The 16,219-nt window shown below is 71.5% G+C and carries 17 protein-coding genes; 2 read left to right on the top strand and 15 right to left on the bottom strand.

Annotation, left to right across the window (positions count from 1 at the left end; translation table 11 throughout):
- Positions 1–17: 17 nt before the first annotated feature.
- The 3 genes from ACUP6Y_RS07900 to ACUP6Y_RS07890 are packed head-to-tail and all read right to left on the bottom strand — an operon-like array spanning position 18 to position 2,430.
- A complete protein-coding gene (locus ACUP6Y_RS07900; protein ID WP_462555238.1) occupies positions 18–818 on the bottom strand; it encodes a GNAT family N-acetyltransferase in 801 nt (266 codons plus the stop codon).
- A gap of 48 nt (positions 819–866) precedes the next feature.
- A complete protein-coding gene (rlmN, locus tag ACUP6Y_RS07895) occupies positions 867–2,006 on the bottom strand; it encodes a dual-specificity RNA methyltransferase RlmN (protein WP_462555237.1) in 1,140 nt (379 codons plus the stop codon).
- Positions 2,007–2,058: 52 nt separating this feature from the next.
- Complete coding sequence (locus tag ACUP6Y_RS07890) at positions 2,059–2,430, bottom strand: hypothetical protein (protein WP_462555236.1); 372 nt, start codon at positions 2,428–2,430, stop codon at positions 2,059–2,061.
- Positions 2,431–2,564: 134 nt separating this feature from the next.
- On the opposite strand from ACUP6Y_RS07890, the gene ACUP6Y_RS07885 reads away from it, so the two are divergent.
- Positions 2,565–3,728 carry a kynureninase/PvdN C-terminal domain-containing protein gene (locus ACUP6Y_RS07885; RefSeq protein ID WP_462555235.1) on the top strand — a complete coding sequence of 388 codons (1,164 nt, stop codon included), beginning with the start codon at positions 2,565–2,567 and terminating at the stop codon, positions 3,726–3,728.
- On the opposite strand, the gene ACUP6Y_RS07880 is transcribed toward ACUP6Y_RS07885, so the two are convergent.
- From ACUP6Y_RS07880 to rpsB, 8 genes are all read right to left on the bottom strand, one after another.
- Entirely contained in the window at positions 3,721–4,599 is an 879-nt protein-coding gene (locus ACUP6Y_RS07880; RefSeq protein ID WP_462555234.1) for a phosphatidate cytidylyltransferase, read from the bottom strand. The genes ACUP6Y_RS07885 and ACUP6Y_RS07880 overlap by 8 nt on opposite strands.
- Before the next feature lie 23 nt (positions 4,600–4,622).
- Positions 4,623–5,177 carry a ribosome recycling factor gene (gene frr / locus ACUP6Y_RS07875; RefSeq protein WP_462556662.1) on the bottom strand — a complete coding sequence of 185 codons (555 nt, stop codon included), beginning with the start codon at positions 5,175–5,177 and terminating at the stop codon, positions 4,623–4,625.
- A 54-nt stretch (positions 5,178–5,231) separates the two neighbouring features.
- Complete coding sequence (gene pyrH / locus ACUP6Y_RS07870; RefSeq protein ID WP_462555233.1) at positions 5,232–5,945, bottom strand: UMP kinase; 714 nt, start codon at positions 5,943–5,945, stop codon at positions 5,232–5,234.
- A gap of 34 nt (positions 5,946–5,979) precedes the next feature.
- Positions 5,980–6,279, bottom strand: a complete 300-nt coding sequence (locus ACUP6Y_RS07865) for a hypothetical protein (protein WP_462555232.1) — start codon at positions 6,277–6,279, stop codon at positions 5,980–5,982.
- A complete protein-coding gene (locus tag ACUP6Y_RS07860) occupies positions 6,276–7,532 on the bottom strand; it encodes a TFIIB-type zinc ribbon-containing protein (RefSeq protein ID WP_462555231.1) in 1,257 nt (418 codons plus the stop codon). Before ACUP6Y_RS07860 ends, ACUP6Y_RS07865 begins: the two co-directional genes overlap by 4 nt.
- Before the next feature lies 1 nt (position 7,533).
- The gene (locus ACUP6Y_RS07855) at positions 7,534–8,748 is read right to left on the bottom strand and encodes an SHOCT domain-containing protein (protein ID WP_462555230.1); all 1,215 of its coding nucleotides are present in this window, start codon (positions 8,746–8,748) and stop codon (positions 7,534–7,536) included.
- Positions 8,749–8,920: 172 nt separating this feature from the next.
- Entirely contained in the window at positions 8,921–9,730 is an 810-nt protein-coding gene (tsf, locus tag ACUP6Y_RS07850) for a translation elongation factor Ts (RefSeq protein WP_462555229.1), read from the bottom strand.
- 42 nt (positions 9,731–9,772) lie between these two features.
- A complete protein-coding gene (gene rpsB, locus ACUP6Y_RS07845) occupies positions 9,773–10,696 on the bottom strand; it encodes a 30S ribosomal protein S2 (RefSeq protein ID WP_462555228.1) in 924 nt (307 codons plus the stop codon).
- 320 nt (positions 10,697–11,016) lie between these two features.
- Between rpsB and ACUP6Y_RS07840 the strand changes: the two genes are divergently transcribed.
- A complete protein-coding gene (locus ACUP6Y_RS07840; RefSeq protein WP_462555227.1) occupies positions 11,017–11,613 on the top strand; it encodes a peptidoglycan DD-metalloendopeptidase family protein in 597 nt (198 codons plus the stop codon).
- A 68-nt stretch (positions 11,614–11,681) separates the two neighbouring features.
- Here ACUP6Y_RS07840 and ACUP6Y_RS07835 read toward each other — a convergent pair whose 3' ends face one another.
- The 4 genes from ACUP6Y_RS07835 to ACUP6Y_RS07820 all read right to left on the bottom strand — a co-directional run bounded on the left by ACUP6Y_RS07835 (position 11,682) and on the right by ACUP6Y_RS07820 (position 16,077).
- Positions 11,682–12,653, bottom strand: coding sequence for a tyrosine recombinase XerC (locus ACUP6Y_RS07835; protein WP_462555226.1), 972 nt, complete (start codon positions 12,651–12,653; stop codon positions 11,682–11,684).
- Entirely contained in the window at positions 12,650–13,798 is a 1,149-nt protein-coding gene (gene dprA / locus ACUP6Y_RS07830; protein ID WP_462555225.1) for a DNA-processing protein DprA, read from the bottom strand. The genes ACUP6Y_RS07835 and dprA overlap by 4 nt, the downstream gene beginning before the upstream one ends.
- Positions 13,795–15,420 (bottom strand): YifB family Mg chelatase-like AAA ATPase, encoded by a 1,626-nt coding sequence (locus ACUP6Y_RS07825; RefSeq protein ID WP_462555224.1) that lies wholly within the window; start codon positions 15,418–15,420, stop codon positions 13,795–13,797. Before ACUP6Y_RS07825 ends, dprA begins: the two co-directional genes overlap by 4 nt.
- A gap of 291 nt (positions 15,421–15,711) precedes the next feature.
- A complete protein-coding gene (locus ACUP6Y_RS07820; protein ID WP_462555223.1) occupies positions 15,712–16,077 on the bottom strand; it encodes a YraN family protein in 366 nt (121 codons plus the stop codon).
- Positions 16,078–16,219 lie beyond the last annotated feature (142 nt).

The following is a 16,219-nucleotide window of genomic DNA, read 5'->3' as shown; positions in this document are numbered from 1 at the left end:
CCCGGCTGCCCGGCCGGTCAGTGGACCGGCAGCAGCCAGGAACGCTCCTGCCCGTGCGCGGTGAAGCCCGCCCGGCGCAGGATCGGTCCGGACGTCTGCACCCGGCCCTTCACGAGGGCGAGGTCGGCGCCGTGGTCCGCGGCGTACCCCAGTCGGGCGGCGAGCAGCGCCCGGTAGACGCCCCGCCCCCGCGACTCGGGCAGCACCGCCCCACCCCACAGCCGCCCGTCCGCCCCGACGACGGTGAGGCCGCCGGACCCGACCGGCCGGCCCTCGACGTACGCCACCACCGCTCCGCCGCCCCCGCCGCGGACCTTGGCCCGCTCGCCCGGGAAGACCGTCTCCAGCGAGGCGTGGTCGGTCGGCGTGCCGCCCAGGACCTCGGTGGTCAGGCCGACGGCGTCGACGAACACCTCCACGTCGTCGCTCCAGCGCAGCTCGACGCCGGCCGCGGGTGTCGCCGGGTCGGCGTCGGCGAGGTCCAGCGCGAGTACGTCGACCGTCTCGTCGAGCACTGCTCCCCGGCGGACGAGCTCCCGCTCGAGCCCCTCCGGCGCGTCCAGCCGCACCCACCACGCCACCTCAGCCGTCGCCGGCACCGCCGGGTCCACCAGGCCCCGGGCCCGCGTGAGCACGTCGTCGACGACCTCGGCCACCGGTCGCCCGGCCCGGGTCCAGGCCACCTGCACCGGCCGCTCGTTCCAGTCGGGGTGCCGGACGAGCAGGTACTCCTCCGTCTCGACCCGCGGCGCTCCCGCGGGCACGAAGACCCACGCCGCGCTCGCGGCTCGCACCCGTTGCGGAGCCGGATCTGTCATGACGTCGATCATGCTCGATCGGCCAGATGTCCGGCTATCGACGCCGCGCTACTCCGCGGCGGCCAACTGCCCGCAGGCCGCGTCGATCTCGCTGCCCCGGGTGTCCCGCATGGTCGTCGCGATGCCCTTGGCCTCGAGGCGGCGGACGAACTCGTCCATGTCCTCCTCGCGCGACCGGGTGAAGCGCGACCCCGGCACCTCGTTGAGAGGGATCGGGTTGATGTGGACCCAGCCCGTGCCACGGCCGTCCGCGGACAACACGTCGGCGAGCAGGTCGGCCCGCCAGCCCTGGTCGTTGATGTCGCGCATCAGGGCGTACTCGATCGACACCCGCCGACCGGTCCTCGCGAAGTACTCGTAGGCGGCGTCGACCGTCTCGGCGACGGAGAAGCGGGTGTTGATCGGGACCAGGTCGTTGCGCAGCTCGTCGTCGGGGGCGTGCAGGGACAGCGCGAGCGTGACAGGGATGCCCTCGCCCGCGAGCTGCCTGATCCGGGGCACCAGGCCGACGGTCGAGACCGTCACGTGGCGGGCCGACAGGCCGAGCCCGGAGGGTGCCGGCTCCGTGAGACGGCGTACGGCGCCCACGGTGGCCTTGTAGTTGGCGAGCGGCTCGCCCATGCCCATGAAGACGACGTTCGAGAGCCGCCCCGGTCCACCCGCGACCTCACCGTTGGCCATGGCGCGGGCGCCGACGACGACCTGATGCACGATCTCGGCGGTCGACATGTTGCGCTGCAGGCCGCCCTGGCCGGTCGCGCAGAACGGGCAGGCCATCCCGCAGCCCGCCTGACTCGAGATGCAGATCGTGGCGCGGTCCTGGTAGCGCATCAGCACCGACTCGACCAGGGCGCCGTCGAAGAGCCTCCACAGCGTCTTGACCGTCTTGCCCCGGTCCGCGCTCTGCTCTCGGATCGGGTCCATCAGGTCCGGCAGCAGAGCACCGACCAGCTCGGCGCGCTGGGCGGCCGGCAGGTCGGTCATCTCGGCAGGGTCGTGGATCAGTCGGCCGAAGTAGTGCATGCCGAGCTGCTTGGCCCGGAACCCGGGCAGCCCCATCTCGACCAGGAGGTCCTTGCGCTCGGCCGGAGTCAGGTCCGCCAGGTGCCGAGGTGGCTTCTTGCGTCCGCGCGGCTCCGCGAGGACGAGAGGAAGCGAGCGCGGCTGCGCGTCGGGCTGGTCGGACATCGCGACGATTCTCCCACCCGCGCACGCGGGGACCCAATCCCCCGAGGTCCGCTCAGGCGTCCTTGTTGAGCAGGAACCACACGACGGCGACGCCGACGCCCACCACGACCAGCAGCGTGGAGAGCATCCCGAGCAGCATGTAGCGCCCGAACCGCCGGGTGTGCTGGGGCACCAGCATCCCCATCGGCACGACGAACATCAGCAGCACGAACGGGAACAGCTCCTCGACCCGCTTGTAGCCGGCGACCCACTTGATGATCGCGGCGTACAGCCCCGGAACCACGATGACAGCGACCATGCCGGTGAAGAACCCGGCGAGCGGGAAGAAGACGGGGTGCCCGCGGTGGAACCAGTCGGGGCGCCGAGACCTCTCGTCCGGCGCGGCCGTCTCGCCGCCCGCGCGGCCCTCACCTGCGTCACTCATGTCCGGGCGATCGTAGCGGCCAGGCACCAACGATCGGATATCCGCCGCTCAACCGACGCCGAGCGCGTCGTACTGGCAGCGAGGTCGACCCTCTGTGAGAGTGGGTCGGTGACCGATCCGCACCGGAGCGAGATGTGAGCCTCGCCGAGCACTACACCCGGTTCCGGGTCGCCGACCGGCTGCTGCTCACCGGGCACTCCCACCAGGCCTGGCCCGATGTCGCCCGCGACGCCGTCCTCGAGGCGTACGACGACGCGGCGCTCGCGGTCGACGAGAAGTGGGGGCGCGCGCAGGAACGGGCCGAGCGGCTGCGCTCCGGGGTGCGCTCGCTGCTCGGCGACCCCGACGCCGCGGTCGCGCTCGGGGCCAATACGCACGAGCTGGTCGTCCGCTTCCTGTCCGCCCTCGACCTGCGCTCGCGGCCACGGCTGGTGACGACCGACGGGGAGTTCCACTCCGCGCGCCGCCAGCTGGACCGGCTCGCCGAGGCCGGGCTCGAGGTCGTCAAGGTGCCCACCCGGCCGGTCGCCACCTTGGCCGAGCGGATCGCCGCCGCCGTCGACGACCGCACCGCCGCCGTCGTGGTCTCCTCGGTGCTCTTCGAGACCTCGCAGCGCGTCCCCGGTCTCGACCTCGTCGCCGCCACCTGCGCCCGCACCGGCACCGAGCTGCTCGTCGACGCCTATCACCAGCTCGGCGTCGTCCCCCTCTCGCTCGCCGAGGCGAGCCTCGGCGACGCCTGGGTCGTCGGCGGCGGCTACAAGTACCTCCAGCTCGGCGAGGGCAACTGCTTCCTACGCCTCCCCGCCCACGCCGAGGACCTGCGGCCGGTGATCACCGGCTGGTACGCCGAGTTCGGCGACCTCAGCGACACCCCCGCCGGCCTCATCGCCTACGCCCGCGGCAGCGACCGGTTCGCCGGATCGACGTACGACCCGACGAGCCACTACCGCGCCGCCCGCGTCCTGGACTTCTTCGCCGAGCAGGGCCTGACTCCCCCACGGCTGCGCGAGATCTCGCTGCACCAGCGCGGTCTGCTCGCCGCCGCCTTCGACGGCCTCGACCTGCCCGACGAGCTCATCACCCGCGACCGGGAGACGCCGGCCGACCGGTTCGGCGGCTTCCTCACGCTGTTCACGCCCGAGGCGGCGCGGCTGCAGGCCGCCCTCGCCGAGCGCGGCGTGCTGACGGACAGCCGTGGGCCGTACCTGCGGTTCGGGCCGGCGCCGTACCTCAGCGACGAGCAGCTGGGCTCGGCGATGACGGTGCTCGGCGAGGTGGCCGGGACGGTCAGGTGAAGATGCCGTAGTGCAGCAGCAGCCAGATCGGGGCGATCGTGGCGAGCAGCGAGTCGAGGCGGTCCATCAGACCGCCGTGGCCCGGGATGACCTGGCTCATGTCCTTGATGCCGAGGTCGCGCTTCATGACCGACTCGCACAGGTCGCCGAGAGTGGCCATCACGACGGCGATCAGGCCGAGAGCGACGCCGATCCACCAGTCGCCGTCGAGGAGGTAGACCACCAGTGCGACGCCGGCGCCGACGGTGGCCAGCGTCGAGCCCGCGAAGCCCTCCCAGGACTTCTTGGGCGAGATGACCGGCGCCATCGGGTGCTTGCCGAAGAGCACGCCGGCGACGTACCCGCCGATGTCGGAGGCGATCGTGACCAGGATGAAGGTGATGATGCCCTTCACGCCCGGGTCGTCGAGACCGCCGCCGTCACGGCCGCCCTCGGCGAGCATCAGCGCCACGAACGAGCCCAGGAAGGGCACGTAGACCAGCGCGAAGACCGAGGCGGTGGCGTTCTTGACGTAGCCGTCGATGCCACGACGCAACAGCCACAGCATGATGACCAGCGCGCTCACGGCGGTCGCGGTCACCAGGGCGGCCGAGCCCCACAGGTAGGCGACGACGACCATCACGACGCCGCCGATCATCAGCGGCTGCTCGGGCAGGTCGATGTCCTTGGCGAGCAGCCCCTTGCGCAGCTCCCACACCGCGACGACCACGGCGAGCGCGACGATCGCCATGAACGCCGGCTTCCAGAACAGCAGCGAGGCCGCGATCGCGCTCAGCAGCACGACCGCGGACCCGACCGCCGCCTTCAGGTCCCGGCCGGCACGACCGTGGTCCTTCTGCGGGGCAGGGTTCGACGGCGTTGTCGAGGACATCGAGGGTGGGAGCGTGGTCGAGGTCAGACCTCGAGCAGCTCGGCTTCCTTGTTCTTCAGCAGCTCGTCGATCGCGTCGGTGTGCTTCTTGGTGAGACCGTCGAGACGCTTCTCGGCACCGGTGACGTCGTCCTTGCCGACCTCGCCGTCCTTCTCGAGCTTCTCCAGGCCCTGCTTGGCCTTCTGGCGCACCTGGCGTACGGCGACCTTGCCGCCCTCCGCCTTCTCCTTGGCGAGCTTGATGAACTCCTTGCGGCGCTCCTCGGTCAGCTCGGGGAAGACGCAGCGCAGCTGCTTGCCGTCGCTGGACGGGTTGATGCCCAGGTCGGAGTCACGGATCGCCCGCTCGACGTTGCCGATCGCGCTCACGTCGAACGGCGCGACGATGATGATGCGCGGCTCGGGAGCCGTGAACGAGGCGAGCTGCTGGATCGGCGTCGGGGTGCCGTAGTACTCGACCATGATCTTGCTGAACATGCTCGGGTGCGCACGGCCCGCGCGGATCGCCGCGAACTCCTCACGGGTCGCGTCGACCGACTTGCCCATCTTCTGGTCGGCCTCGTTGAGGGTGTCGTTGATCACCGGTTCTCCTTCGTCTGGTGCTGGTCGAGCCTGTGCCGATCGGGCGAGACCTCAGCCTGCGCTGACCCGCGTGCCGATCCTCTCACCCTGCACGACCCGCAGGATGTTGCCCTCGGGCGCCATGCCGAAGACGATCATCGGAAGCTTGTTCTCACCGCACAGCGCGAACGCGGTCTGGTCCATGATCCGCAGGCCCTGGGCGATCGCGTCGTCGTAGGTCAGCTCGTCGTACTTGGTCGCGGTCGGGTCCACGTTCGGGTCGGCGCTGTAGACGCCGTCGACTCCGCTCTTGGCGACCAGCACGACGTCGCACCGGCTCTCCAGCGCGCGCTGCACGGCGACGGTGTCGGTGGAGAAGTACGGCAGGCCCATGCCGGCGCCGAAGATGACCACGCGGCCCTTCTCCATGTGCCGGATCGCGCGCCGCGGGATGTAGGGCTCGGCGACCTGGCCCATCGTGATCGCGGTCTGCACGCGGGTCTCGACGCCCTGCTTCTCCAGGAAGTCCTGGAGGGCGAGGCAGTTCATCACGATGCCGAGCATGCCCATGTAGTCGGCCCGGACCCGGTCCATGCCGCGCTGTTGGAGCTCGGCGCCGCGGAAAAAGTTGCCGCCACCGGTGACGACGGCGATCTGCACGCCGGCGTCCGCGACCGCCTTCACCTCGCGGGCGATGGCCTGCACGACATCGGGGTCGACCCCGACCTTGCCACCGCCGAACACCTCACCGGAGAGCTTCAGGAGGACGCGCTTGTAACCGGGCACGAAGCGACCTTACCGGGGTTGGCGCGTCACCCCCTCATTGCACCCGCTGCACCCGCTTGCGGTAGTTCCCGCTGTTGTCGCCGTCGATGTCGGAGTTCCGCGTCTTCGAGATGTGCCCCACCTTCTCCTCGCCCCCCTGGACGGGCTGCGCCTCGATGATCGTGTCGCGCTCGAACTGATGGGACTTGTCGGTGTTGCGGTAGTAGCGGTAGAAGGCCCAGTACGTCGCCGCGCCGCCCGCCGGCCCGGCCGCGAGCAGCCAGACCGCGCCGTCGTCGTCGGAGGCCATCGAGATGAGCGCCGGGACGAGCGCCGTGATCAGGTCGAGTGTCATGCCATCGCCACCAGGATCGCGCCGGCGATGCCCTCGAGGAAGGTGCCGACCGTGAATGCCGCCAGGAGCAGCTTGGGCTGGGAGACCGGGATGCTGCCCATGGTCTCCCCCGTGCGGGCGTTGACCGCGATGTAGTGGAGCATGCCGTTGCTCTCCTGGCGGTAGGAGTACAGCCACACCGGGAGGTACATCGACACCCAGCGCGAACCGCCGACCTCGAGCTTCTCCTGCTCCCAGCGCACGCCCCGGTCGAACCGGCCCAGCGACGAGCGGACCTGCGAGCGACCGATGGAGAGCAGCTGGTCCTCGAGGTGTGGGCGGACCGCCTCGACGTTGAGGTCGCGCTTCTCGCTGGTGAAGCCCACGAGGTAGCTGGCGTTCCACTTGACCGCGTTCTTCGTGTCGAACGGCAGGATCGTGTTGATGATGTTGTTGGTGTTCGCCGGCCCGATCTGGGCGCGCTCCGAGGAGCCCTCCACCGTCAGGTCGTCGACCGTGAACGACACCTGGCGAGCCACCTGGTAGACGTCGGCGGCGTAGTAGGTGACGTTGTTGTCGCCCTGCTTCTCCGTCCAGCGCCGGGTCTGCACCTCGCCCTTGCCCCAGTACTGGGACTCCGCCCGCGCGTCGATCACGAGGTAGGGCAGGTAGACGCCGAGGACGTTCTCCGGCACGAACTCCTTCTTGAACCGCTTGTGCGCGAAGAGCCGCCGCTTCGAGGCGAACTCGCGGATCTTCTCGACCGCCTCGTCCTTGGTCAACCGGAACGGCAGCACCGCGTCGGGCACGGCGCCGTTGGGGATCTGCTGGTTGACGTTCAGCGTGTGCCGGCACCAGTGACAGCGCGCGTTGAGCGCATGAGCCGTGTCGACGACGACCTCGGCACCACACGCCTCGCACTTGAAGGTGAGCTGGTCGGCCGCGTCGGCCTGGATGTCACCGGCACCGCTCGCGATGACGGTGCCCTGGAGCTGGTCGATGCCCTCACCGAGCCCGAACTCCTCCTCGACCCGCGCCTCCTGCCACTCGTTGCGGCAGAACAGGCACACCAGCATGCCCGTCGAGCCGCGCAGCTGGACGTCGGTCGAGCCGCACTTCGGGCAGCGGTTGAGACCGTCCTTGAGCGACTCGTTGACGGTCTCGATGCTCGGGCCCGGCTCGGGCTCGGCCTTGGCCGCGGCAAGCTCCTCCTCCAGCGACAGGGGCGGCCCGTCGAAGGTGGGCTGCTTCGGCTCAGCGGACTCCTGGGTCATCTCAGAGCCCGAGCGCCTTCGCCTTTGCCGCGTCGTAGTCCTCCTGGGTGATCAGCCCGGCGTCGAGCATCTCCTTCGCCCGCTTGAGCACCGCCATCGGGTCGTCCGCCGCGGGGGCTGCCGGAGCGGCCGGCGCTGCCGGCGCGGCCGGGGGCGCGGCCGCCGCCGGGGCAGCCGGAGCCTGGGCCGGCGGGACCGGCTGCTGCAGGCCGCCGAGGCCCGCGCCACCCGCCGCCATCCCCATGCCGATCAGCCCACCGGGACCGGCGTTCTCACCGGCGGCCTCGAAGCCGGCGGCGACCGACGCCTGCAGGTTGGAGTTGCCGCGCGAACCGGACAGCGCGTCGGCACGCTGGACGTTCTTGAGGAGCTCACGCGTGTTGGCGTCGTACTCGATCGAGATGATCGCGGTCTTGACGATCTCCAGACCGCGGTCGGTGCGCCACTGGTAGTTCTGCTCGACCGCCGCGGACAGCGACTGGGCGAACCCGATCGAGTCCTGCTGGAGACGGGAGATCCGGTTCCCCTTGGCGGGGTCGTTGGTGTACATCGAGAACGCCGGCGCCAGCGACCCGACGACCTCGTTGAACAGCTGCTCACCGGCCGGGTTGTCCATGTCGGTGAAGTCGAACTGCCTGCGCCCGCCGATGACCTCGGCGGGCACGAAGTTGCGGATGAAGGTCAGCGGGTCGGTGATCTTGAGGGTGTAGGTGCCGCGGGTGATCGCGCCGACCTGGGTGTTGAGGAAGGCGTCGTCCCAGTAGATCTCCGACTGGGTGCCGAACTTGTTGTTGGGCAGCTCCTTGAGCGTCACGAAGATCGCGTTCTGCTGGGCCGAGGGGCGGCCGCCGAACTTGAAGCGCTCCCAGCTCTGCTTGATCAGCGAGTCGACCAGGCCACCGCCGGTGAAGATCGACTGCGAGGCCGGGTCCTCGGAGTTCCAGATGTAGGCGCCCGGCTCGGCGGCGAAGCCGGTGAAGGCGCCGTCCTCCATCAGCACCAGGCCGTAGCCCTCGGGCACGACGATCTTGGAGCCGTTGGTGATCACACCCTCGGATCCCTGGGTGTTGCTGCCGCGGCCGGCGTTCTGGCCCTTGACGACGGCCGGGAAGATCGCGACCGTCGAGCCGACGCCGTCCGGGACGCCGTAGAAGTCGACCCACTGGTCGGCGAGCGTGCCGCCGATCGCACCGATTGCAGCCTGGATGAGTCCCACTGACGTCTCCTTCTGACATCGAGGTGCGCCCGCGAGTACGAGCGCTGCAGGTCCGACACATGTCCGATGGCCGGGCGGCACAAACCTACCGCGTGGTCCGTGGCAGCACAGGTGAAAAATCGCAGACGGCCGGCGGTCACCCGAGGGTGACCGCCGGCCGTCTGTCGATCGGCTACGCGCCGACCTCGAAGCGGGCGAACCGCTTCACGGTGGTGTTGGCGGCGTCGAGGACGGCCTTGACGGTCTTCTTCGACTCCGAGACCGACTCCTGCTCGAGGAGCACGAGCTCCTTGAAGAAGCCACCCAGACGCCCCTCGACGATCTTCGCGACGGCAGCCTCGGGCTTGCCCTCCTCGATCGTCTTCTTGGTCAGCACGTCCTTCTCGGCCGCGACGATGTCCGCGGGGACCTCGTCGCGGGTGAGGTACTGCGCCTTGAGGGCGGCCACCTGCATGGCGGCGCCCCGGGCAGCGGTCTCGTCGCCGTCGTACTCGACGATGACGCCGACGGCCGGCGGGAGGTCGGCCGCGCGCTTGTGCAGGTAGACCGCGACGGGACCGTCGAAGTACGCGACGTTGCCGAGCTCGATCTTCTCACCGATGGTGATCGCGAGACCCTCGACGACCTCGCCGACGGTGCTGTCGCCCAGCGGCAGCGCCTTGGCCGACTCGGTGTCGGTGGCCTTGCCGGCGTCGATCGCCTCGACGATCTGCTGAGCGGCCTTGATGAACTCCTCGTTCTTCGCGACGAAGTCGGTCTCCGACTTCAGCTCGATGAGCGCGCCACCGGCGTTGGCCACCAGGCCGGCCGAGGTCTCGCGCTCGGCGCCGCGGGCGGCCGCCTTGGCGGCACCCTTGACGCGCAGCAGCTCGACGGCCTTGTCGAAGTCGCCGTCGGTCTCGTCGAGCGCCTTCTTGCAGTCCATCATGCCGGCGCTGGTCAGCTCACGGAGCTTCTTGACGTCAGCAGCAGTGAATGCCATGGATCCTCGTTGATTTCTCGAAGGGGTGGACGGGAGGGGGGCTCAGGCCTCGGCCGGAGCGTCGGCCGCGGGGGTCTCCTCGGCAGCGGCAGCGGGCGCCTCGTCGGCGGCCGGGGCCTCGTCGGCGACCGCAGCCTCCACAGCGACCGGGGCCTCCTCAGCGGGGGTCTCGGTCGCAGCCTCGGCGGCCGGAGCGGCGGCGTCACCCTCGAGGAGCTCGCGCTCCCACGCGGCGAGGGGCTCCTCGGCGGCGGGGCTGGAGGCCGAGCCGGCGCCCGAGCGGGACATGAGGCCGTCGGCCGCGGCGTCCGCGATGACGCGGGTCAGCAGACCCACCGCGCGGATGGCGTCGTCGTTGCCAGGGATCGGGAAGTCGACGTCGTCGGGGTCGCAGTTGGAGTCGAGGATCGCGATGATCGGGATGCGCAGCTTGCGCGCCTCCTCGACGGCGAGGTGCTCCTTGTTGGTGTCGACGATCCACACGGCCGACGGGACCCGGGACATCTCGCGAATGCCGCCGAGGGTCTTCTCGAGCTTGGCGTGCTCCCGCTTCATCTGCAGGAGCTCCTTCTTCGTGCGGTTCGAGCCGGCCACGTCGTCGAAGTCGACGTCGTCCAGCTCCTTGAGGCGGTTGATCCGCTGGTTCATGGTCGCGAAGTTGGTGAGCATGCCGCCCAGCCAGCGCTGGTTGACGTAGGGCATGCCGACGCGGGTCGCCTGCTCGGCGATCGCCTCCTGGGCCTGCTTCTTGGTGCCGATGAACATGATCGTGCCGCCCTTGGCCACGGTCTCCTTGACGAAGGCGTAGCTGCGGTCGATGTAGGCCAGCGACTGCTGCAGGTCGATGATGTAGATGCCGTTGCGGTCCGTGAGGATGAATCGCTTCATCTTCGGGTTCCAACGACGGGTCTGGTGTCCGAAGTGGACGCCGCTCTCGAGGAGCTGGCGCATGGTCACGACAGCCATGATTTCTCCTGTTGCTGTTGTTTTCAGTTGGTCCTGTCGTCTGCACGCGATCCGACCGCCGGACCGGGAGGCCTGACGGACTGAGGATCGACGCCCACGGGCGATCGCGGCACTGTCTCTGGCGAGAGCGGCCCCGTCGTGGTCTGCGGACGAGCGAATTCCGGTCCAGGGCGGACCGGTGCCTCCAAGCGTACGGCGTCGGGCGCTCGTCGTACCAATCCGTGACCTGGACTCTCCACAGCCCCCTCCCACCCCACCTCTTCTCCACAGCCCCACGCTCCCTCCCCACCCCTGTCGCATCTCCGCCGCACCCTGTCCCCATGACCCGCTCGCCCTCCGCCCTGCTCCTCCCCCTCCTCCTCGTCCTGCTCCTGCTTCCCGCCCCGGCCCGCGCCGCCCACGCCGCCCGCGCCGACGACCCGGTCGGGGTCTGGCCGCTCCAGCCGGACCCCGACGTCGTGCGCTACTTCGACCCGCCCGAGACGCCCTACGGCGCCGGCCACCGCGGCGTCGACCTCGCCGGGCAGGTTGGCCAGCCGGTCCGCACCGCCCTGCCCGGCACGGTCGTCTTCGCCGGCCGGATCGCCGGTCGCGGTGTGGTCGTCGTCGGCCACGGCGCCACCCGCACCACCTACGAGCCGGTGGCCGCCACGGTCGCCGTCGGCGCCACTCTCGCCGCCGGCGCGGCGATCGGCACCCTCGAGCTGCCCGGGTCGCACTGCTTCCGCCGCGCCTGCCTGCACTGGGGCTGGCTGGCCGCTTCGACGTACCTCGATCCGCTCCGTCTCGTCGGCGCCGGCCCGGTCCGCCTGCTCCCCCTGTGGCGGGACGTTCCCGCTCCCGGACGAGCATCGGTCGCGATGCCCGCCCGTCGTGGGATTGCCACGATTGCTACGCAGTTCGGAGCGAGCCGATGAGCGCGACGACGATCGGGAGCAGCCGAGCGGCAGGGGCTCACCCTTCACCTCGCCTGCTTGACCCGCGATCAGGCTCGCGGGTGCGCCTGCTGGTAGGCCCGCCGCAGTCGGTCGGTCGTGACGTGGGTGTAGCGCTGGGTGGTCGCCAACGACGCGTGCCCGAGCAGCTCCTGGACCGAGCGCAGGTCGGCGCCGCCCTCGAGGAGATGGGTGGCGGCAGTGTGGCGCAGGCCGTGCGGCCCCAGGTCCGGGGCGCCGGGGACGTCGGCGAGCCGGCGATGGACCAGCGTGCGGACCGCGCGCTGGTCGATCCGGCCGCCGCGGGCCCCCAGGAACAGGGCCGGCCCCGACCCCGGCCGGGCCAGGCCCGGCCGACCCCGACCCAGCCAGTGGTCGAGAGCGCCGGCGGCGGGGTGGCCGAAGGGCACCGTGCGCTCCTTGCGCCCCTTGCCGAAGACCCGCACGACGTTGCGGTCACGGTCCACGTCGTCGACGTCGAGCCCGCAGAGCTCACCGACACGCATGCCCGTGGCGTACAGCAGCTCGAGCATCGCCACGTCGCGCAGCCCGACGGGACTCCCGTCGTCGGCGAGCTCGGTCGCCGCGCCGATCAGCCGCGCGGCCTCGTCGACGCGCAGCACGTCCGGCAGGGTGCGGTGCGGGCGCGGCGACCCGAGCGCCGAACCGACGTCGGTGGGCGTCCGGCCGGTGCGGGCCAGCCACCCGGTGAACACGCGCGCGGCGGTGGCTCGCCGAGCGAGCGTCGTACGGGACAGGCCGAGGGTCTGCTGCTTGGCCAGCCAGCTGCGCAGGGTCCGCAGGTCGAGCTCGTCGACGCCGACCAGGCCGAGCCGGCCGGCGTGGTCGAGCAGCCCGGCGATGTCGCCGAGATAGGCCCGGACGCTGTGGGAGGTCAGGTCGCGCTCCGCGACCAGGTGGCGCTCGTAGTCGCCCAGCACCCGGGTGAACGCCTCCGACAGGGCGTCCCCCTGGTCTCCAGCCGCCTGGTCCGCGGCCGCCTCCTCGGCGTCAGCACTCACCGGTCGATCGTAGGTCGATCACCTCCTCCCAGACGCCAACCCGCCGGGAGCCGCTCGACGTGCCCGTCGGCGGCCAGGGCACCGAGGAGCCGCTCGACCTCCTCCGTGCCGAGCCCCGCGACCACCGCGACCGAGGCCGTCGGCGCCGGCGCCGCCACCGGGACCGCGTCGAGGACTTGGCGGGCGCGCACGGAGAGCCGGTCACGGGGGCCGGCGGGAGCCCGGGCGACCTCGCTGAGGTCCTCACCGGACGCGCCGAGGAGCTCGAGCACGTCCTCCCCACGAGTGACGAGCGAGGCGGCGCCGACCCGGATCAGCTCGTGGACGCCTTCGGAGGCCGTGCTGGTGACCGGGCCGGGGACCCCCATCACGATCCGATGGAGCTGGTCGGCCCAGGAGGCGGTGTTGAGCGCGCCGCTGCGGATGGCGGCCTCGACCACGACGGTCCCGCGGGTGAGGGCGGCGATGATCCGGTTGCGCGAGAGGAACCTAATCCGGAACGGAGCGGCGCCGGGCGGAGCCTCGGACACGACTGCGTGGTGCTCGGCGAGGTGGTCGAGCATCTGGCGGTGGCCGACGGGGTAGGCACGATCCACCCCGCAGGCGAGCACCGCCACGGTGGGCGCGTCGGCGGTGACGGCGCCGCGGTGGGCGGCGTAGTCGACGCCGTACGCGGCGCCGGACACGACCGGGCGCCCGGCTCGGCCGAGGACGGCGGCCAGCTCACCGGCCACCTGGTCGCCGTACCCGGTCGAGGAGCGCGAGCCCACGACCGCCACGGCGGCGTCGAGCCGGTCGAGCCGGAGCGGGCCCCGCACCCACAGTCCGACCGGGACCTCGCCACGGGCGTGCAGCACACCGGCGCCCGCCAGGTCGCCGAGCGAGGCCGGCCACTCGTCGTCGCCGGGGATCAGGAACCGGATGCCGCGGCGGGCGGCGTGCTCGAGGACCCGCTCGGGCTGCACGCTCGAGAGTCGGCCGGCCGCGGCGGTCAGCTCGGGGCGCAGGTCGGGCTGCTCGCGCAGCACCTCGAGGAACCGGGCGCCGCCGAGCTCGCGGGTCAGTCCCAGGCAGCGCAGGTCGCCGGGCTCGGTGACCAGGTTGATCGTGGCGCGGGCGAGCCGCTCCCGCTCGAGGTCGCTCACGCGACGCCCTCGTCGCCCGCGTCGCCCGCGTCGGCGCGGAACATGGCCAGGTCGAGCGACTGGCCGGTGCGCAGCCGCAGGGCCGTGCGGACCTCGTCGACGCCGGGCGTGACGTCGCGACCCGTGCGCACTGACCGGAGGTCGGCGACCGTCCAGGCCAGGCGATGCACGCGGACCGCACCGCGAGCGCTCAGCCGCCCGCCGAGCAGCTCGGCGTCGATCACCCGCTGGGCATCGGGCGGCAGCGGCCAGGTGTCCTTGAGCCGCGGACTCGGAACCTGGCCGTTGAGGCGCCAGGCCCGGCCGTCGTACCGCTCGTGCTGTCGTCGCCGGGCCGCGGCCACCCGCAGACGCACCTCGGCCGATGACTCGACGGTGCGGAAGGGGTCGTGGCTGGAGGGCCCGGACGGGTGGACGTTGCGAACGATGTCGATGCGGTCGACGATCGGGCCCGATATCCGCGCCCGGTAAGCCCGGCGGACCGTCTCCGCACAGGTGCATCGGTTGGCCCGGGCGAGCGCCGACCAGTTGCCGCACGGGCACGGGTTGCTCGCGAGGACCAGCAACCCCCGGGCGGGAAGGGTCACCGACTCGTCGCGACGGGCGATGGTGATGTCGCCGTTCTCGAGAGGCTGGCGCAGCGCCTCGATGATGTCGGAGCGGAAGTGCGGGAACTCGTCCAGGAAGAGCACCCCACCGTGAGCGCGGCTGATCTCGCCGGGCTGCACCCGGCCCGATCCGCCACCGATCACACTGACCTTGCTCGCGTCGTGGTGCGGAGCCACGAAGGGCGGACGGACGATCATGCCGGCCCCCGGTTCGAGGTCGCCGGCCAGCGAGTGCAGCGCGGTCAGCTCCAGCGACTCGTCGGGGGTCAGGTCCGGCAGGATCGTCGGGATCCGCTCGGCCAGGCTGGTCTTGCCGCACCCCTTCGGTCCCGAGAGCTGCAGGGGGTGACCGCCGGCGGCCGCGACCTCGACGGCGTACTTCTCCTCACGCATCCCGCGCAGGTCGGCGAAGTCGAGGTCGTCGAGGCGCTCGTCGCCGCGCCAGGCGATCAGCGGCAGACCGGTCGAGGCCGCGACCGGCGGGGCGAGCGGCAGGTCGTCGCCACCCAGCTCGGCGACGACCTGTCCGAGCGAGCGCACGCCGACCACCTCCATCCCGGGCACCATGGTCGCCTCGGCCACCTGGGGCTCGGGAACGTAGACCCGACGGATCCCCGCGGCGGCCGCGGCCAGGGTCATGGGCAGCACACCCAGCGTGGGACGCAACCCACCGGCGAGGGTCAGCTCACCGATGAAGGCCCGCTCCGCCAGCCAGCCCGGCTCCAGCTGTCCGTCCGCCGCCAGCAGGCTGACCGCCATGGCAAGGTCGAAGTGGGTGCCGGACTTGCGCAGGTCGGCAGGCGAGAACAGGAACGTGCAGCGCTTGGTCGCGGGCCAGTGCAGGTCGGTGTTGATCAACGCCATCCGCACCCGGTCCACGCCCTCGCGCAGCGAGGTGTCGGCCCGGCCGACCACGACCGTCGTCGGCTGCCCGACCGAGACGTCGGTCTGCACGTCGATGAGGTGGCCGACCGCTCCGTCGAGCGCCACGCACCTGGCGGTCGCGAAGGGCATCAGACCCACCCCCCACGGTGAGGCCGGAGGTCGTCGTACGCGGATCGCGCTGCAGATGTGGACATGACCGGCACGATGCCTCGCAGCCCCGACGCCGGGTCGCTGACGGCGGCGTGGCTGTGGAAGGACGCGTCGTTCCTGCCGGCTGTGGACGGCCGACGTCACCACCTGGGATGCAGGTGACACACGGGGCTTGCGGAGAAGGCTGGCCGCCTCACGGTCGCCGGAGCCCCGGCGAGGAAGTGGTCGAGCTCCCCGGCGTGGTCCGCGGGAGGGTAGGACTCGACCTGGTCAGCACAGTCCTCGCACATGGTCGACGACCGCCGCGCCGCGCGCCGGTCGCAGCACGGCGACCAGGTCGATGCGGATGCCGTCGGGGCGGACGCCGCGCTCGTGCACCCACCGCTCCCCCAGTCGTCGCAGCCGCTCGAGCTTGGCGTCGGTGATCGCCTCGTGCGGGGTGCCGGCGACGAGGGAGGTGCGGGTCTTGACCTCGCACACCACCAGGGTCACACCGTCGCGCAGCAGGATGTCGATCTCGCCCTCGGAGCAGCTCCAGTTGCGCTCGAGGAGCACCATGCCGAGCGCGGTCAGGTGGCGTGTGGCCACGTCCTCGCCGTACGCGCCGATCGCTCGGCGGGCTCGTCCTGTCGTCATCGCCCCAGCCTGGTCCACGGTGGCTCGGCAGGCCGCGGCACGCGCGAGCAGGCTGTGGACGATGGTGCGTCCCGCCCGGGCCTGGGGACGCACGACGCGTCGTTGCACCACCCGAGAGGCGGATGGGGCAACGACAGCTGAT

The sequence above is a fragment of the Nocardioides sp. S5-5 genome, from assembly GCF_054954065.1.
The sequence above is the reverse complement of the archived record's forward strand: the minus strand, read 5'-3'. Positions and strand labels throughout refer to the sequence as shown.

Coding starts and splice junctions, on each gene's coding strand:
- ACUP6Y_RS07900 (WP_462555238.1), bottom strand. CDS start 818: ATGACAGATCCGGCTCCGCAACGGGTGCGAGCCGCGAGCGCGGCGTGG.
- rlmN (WP_462555237.1), bottom strand. CDS start 2,006: ATGTCCGACCAGCCCGACGCGCAGCCGCGCTCGCTTCCTCTCGTCCTC.
- ACUP6Y_RS07890 (WP_462555236.1), bottom strand. CDS start 2,430: ATGAGTGACGCAGGTGAGGGCCGCGCGGGCGGCGAGACGGCCGCGCCG.
- ACUP6Y_RS07880 (WP_462555234.1), bottom strand. CDS start 4,599: ATGTCCTCGACAACGCCGTCGAACCCTGCCCCGCAGAAGGACCACGGT.
- ACUP6Y_RS07865 (WP_462555232.1), bottom strand. CDS start 6,279: ATGACACTCGACCTGATCACGGCGCTCGTCCCGGCGCTCATCTCGATG.
- ACUP6Y_RS07860 (WP_462555231.1), bottom strand. CDS start 7,532: ATGACCCAGGAGTCCGCTGAGCCGAAGCAGCCCACCTTCGACGGGCCG.
- tsf (WP_462555229.1), bottom strand. CDS start 9,730: ATGGCATTCACTGCTGCTGACGTCAAGAAGCTCCGTGAGCTGACCAGC.
- rpsB (WP_462555228.1), bottom strand. CDS start 10,696: ATGGCTGTCGTGACCATGCGCCAGCTCCTCGAGAGCGGCGTCCACTTC.
- ACUP6Y_RS07840 (WP_462555227.1), top strand. CDS start 11,017: ATGACCCGCTCGCCCTCCGCCCTGCTCCTCCCCCTCCTCCTCGTCCTG.
- ACUP6Y_RS07825 (WP_462555224.1), bottom strand. CDS start 15,420: ATGCCCTTCGCGACCGCCAGGTGCGTGGCGCTCGACGGAGCGGTCGGC.
- ACUP6Y_RS07820 (WP_462555223.1), bottom strand. CDS start 16,077: ATGACGACAGGACGAGCCCGCCGAGCGATCGGCGCGTACGGCGAGGAC.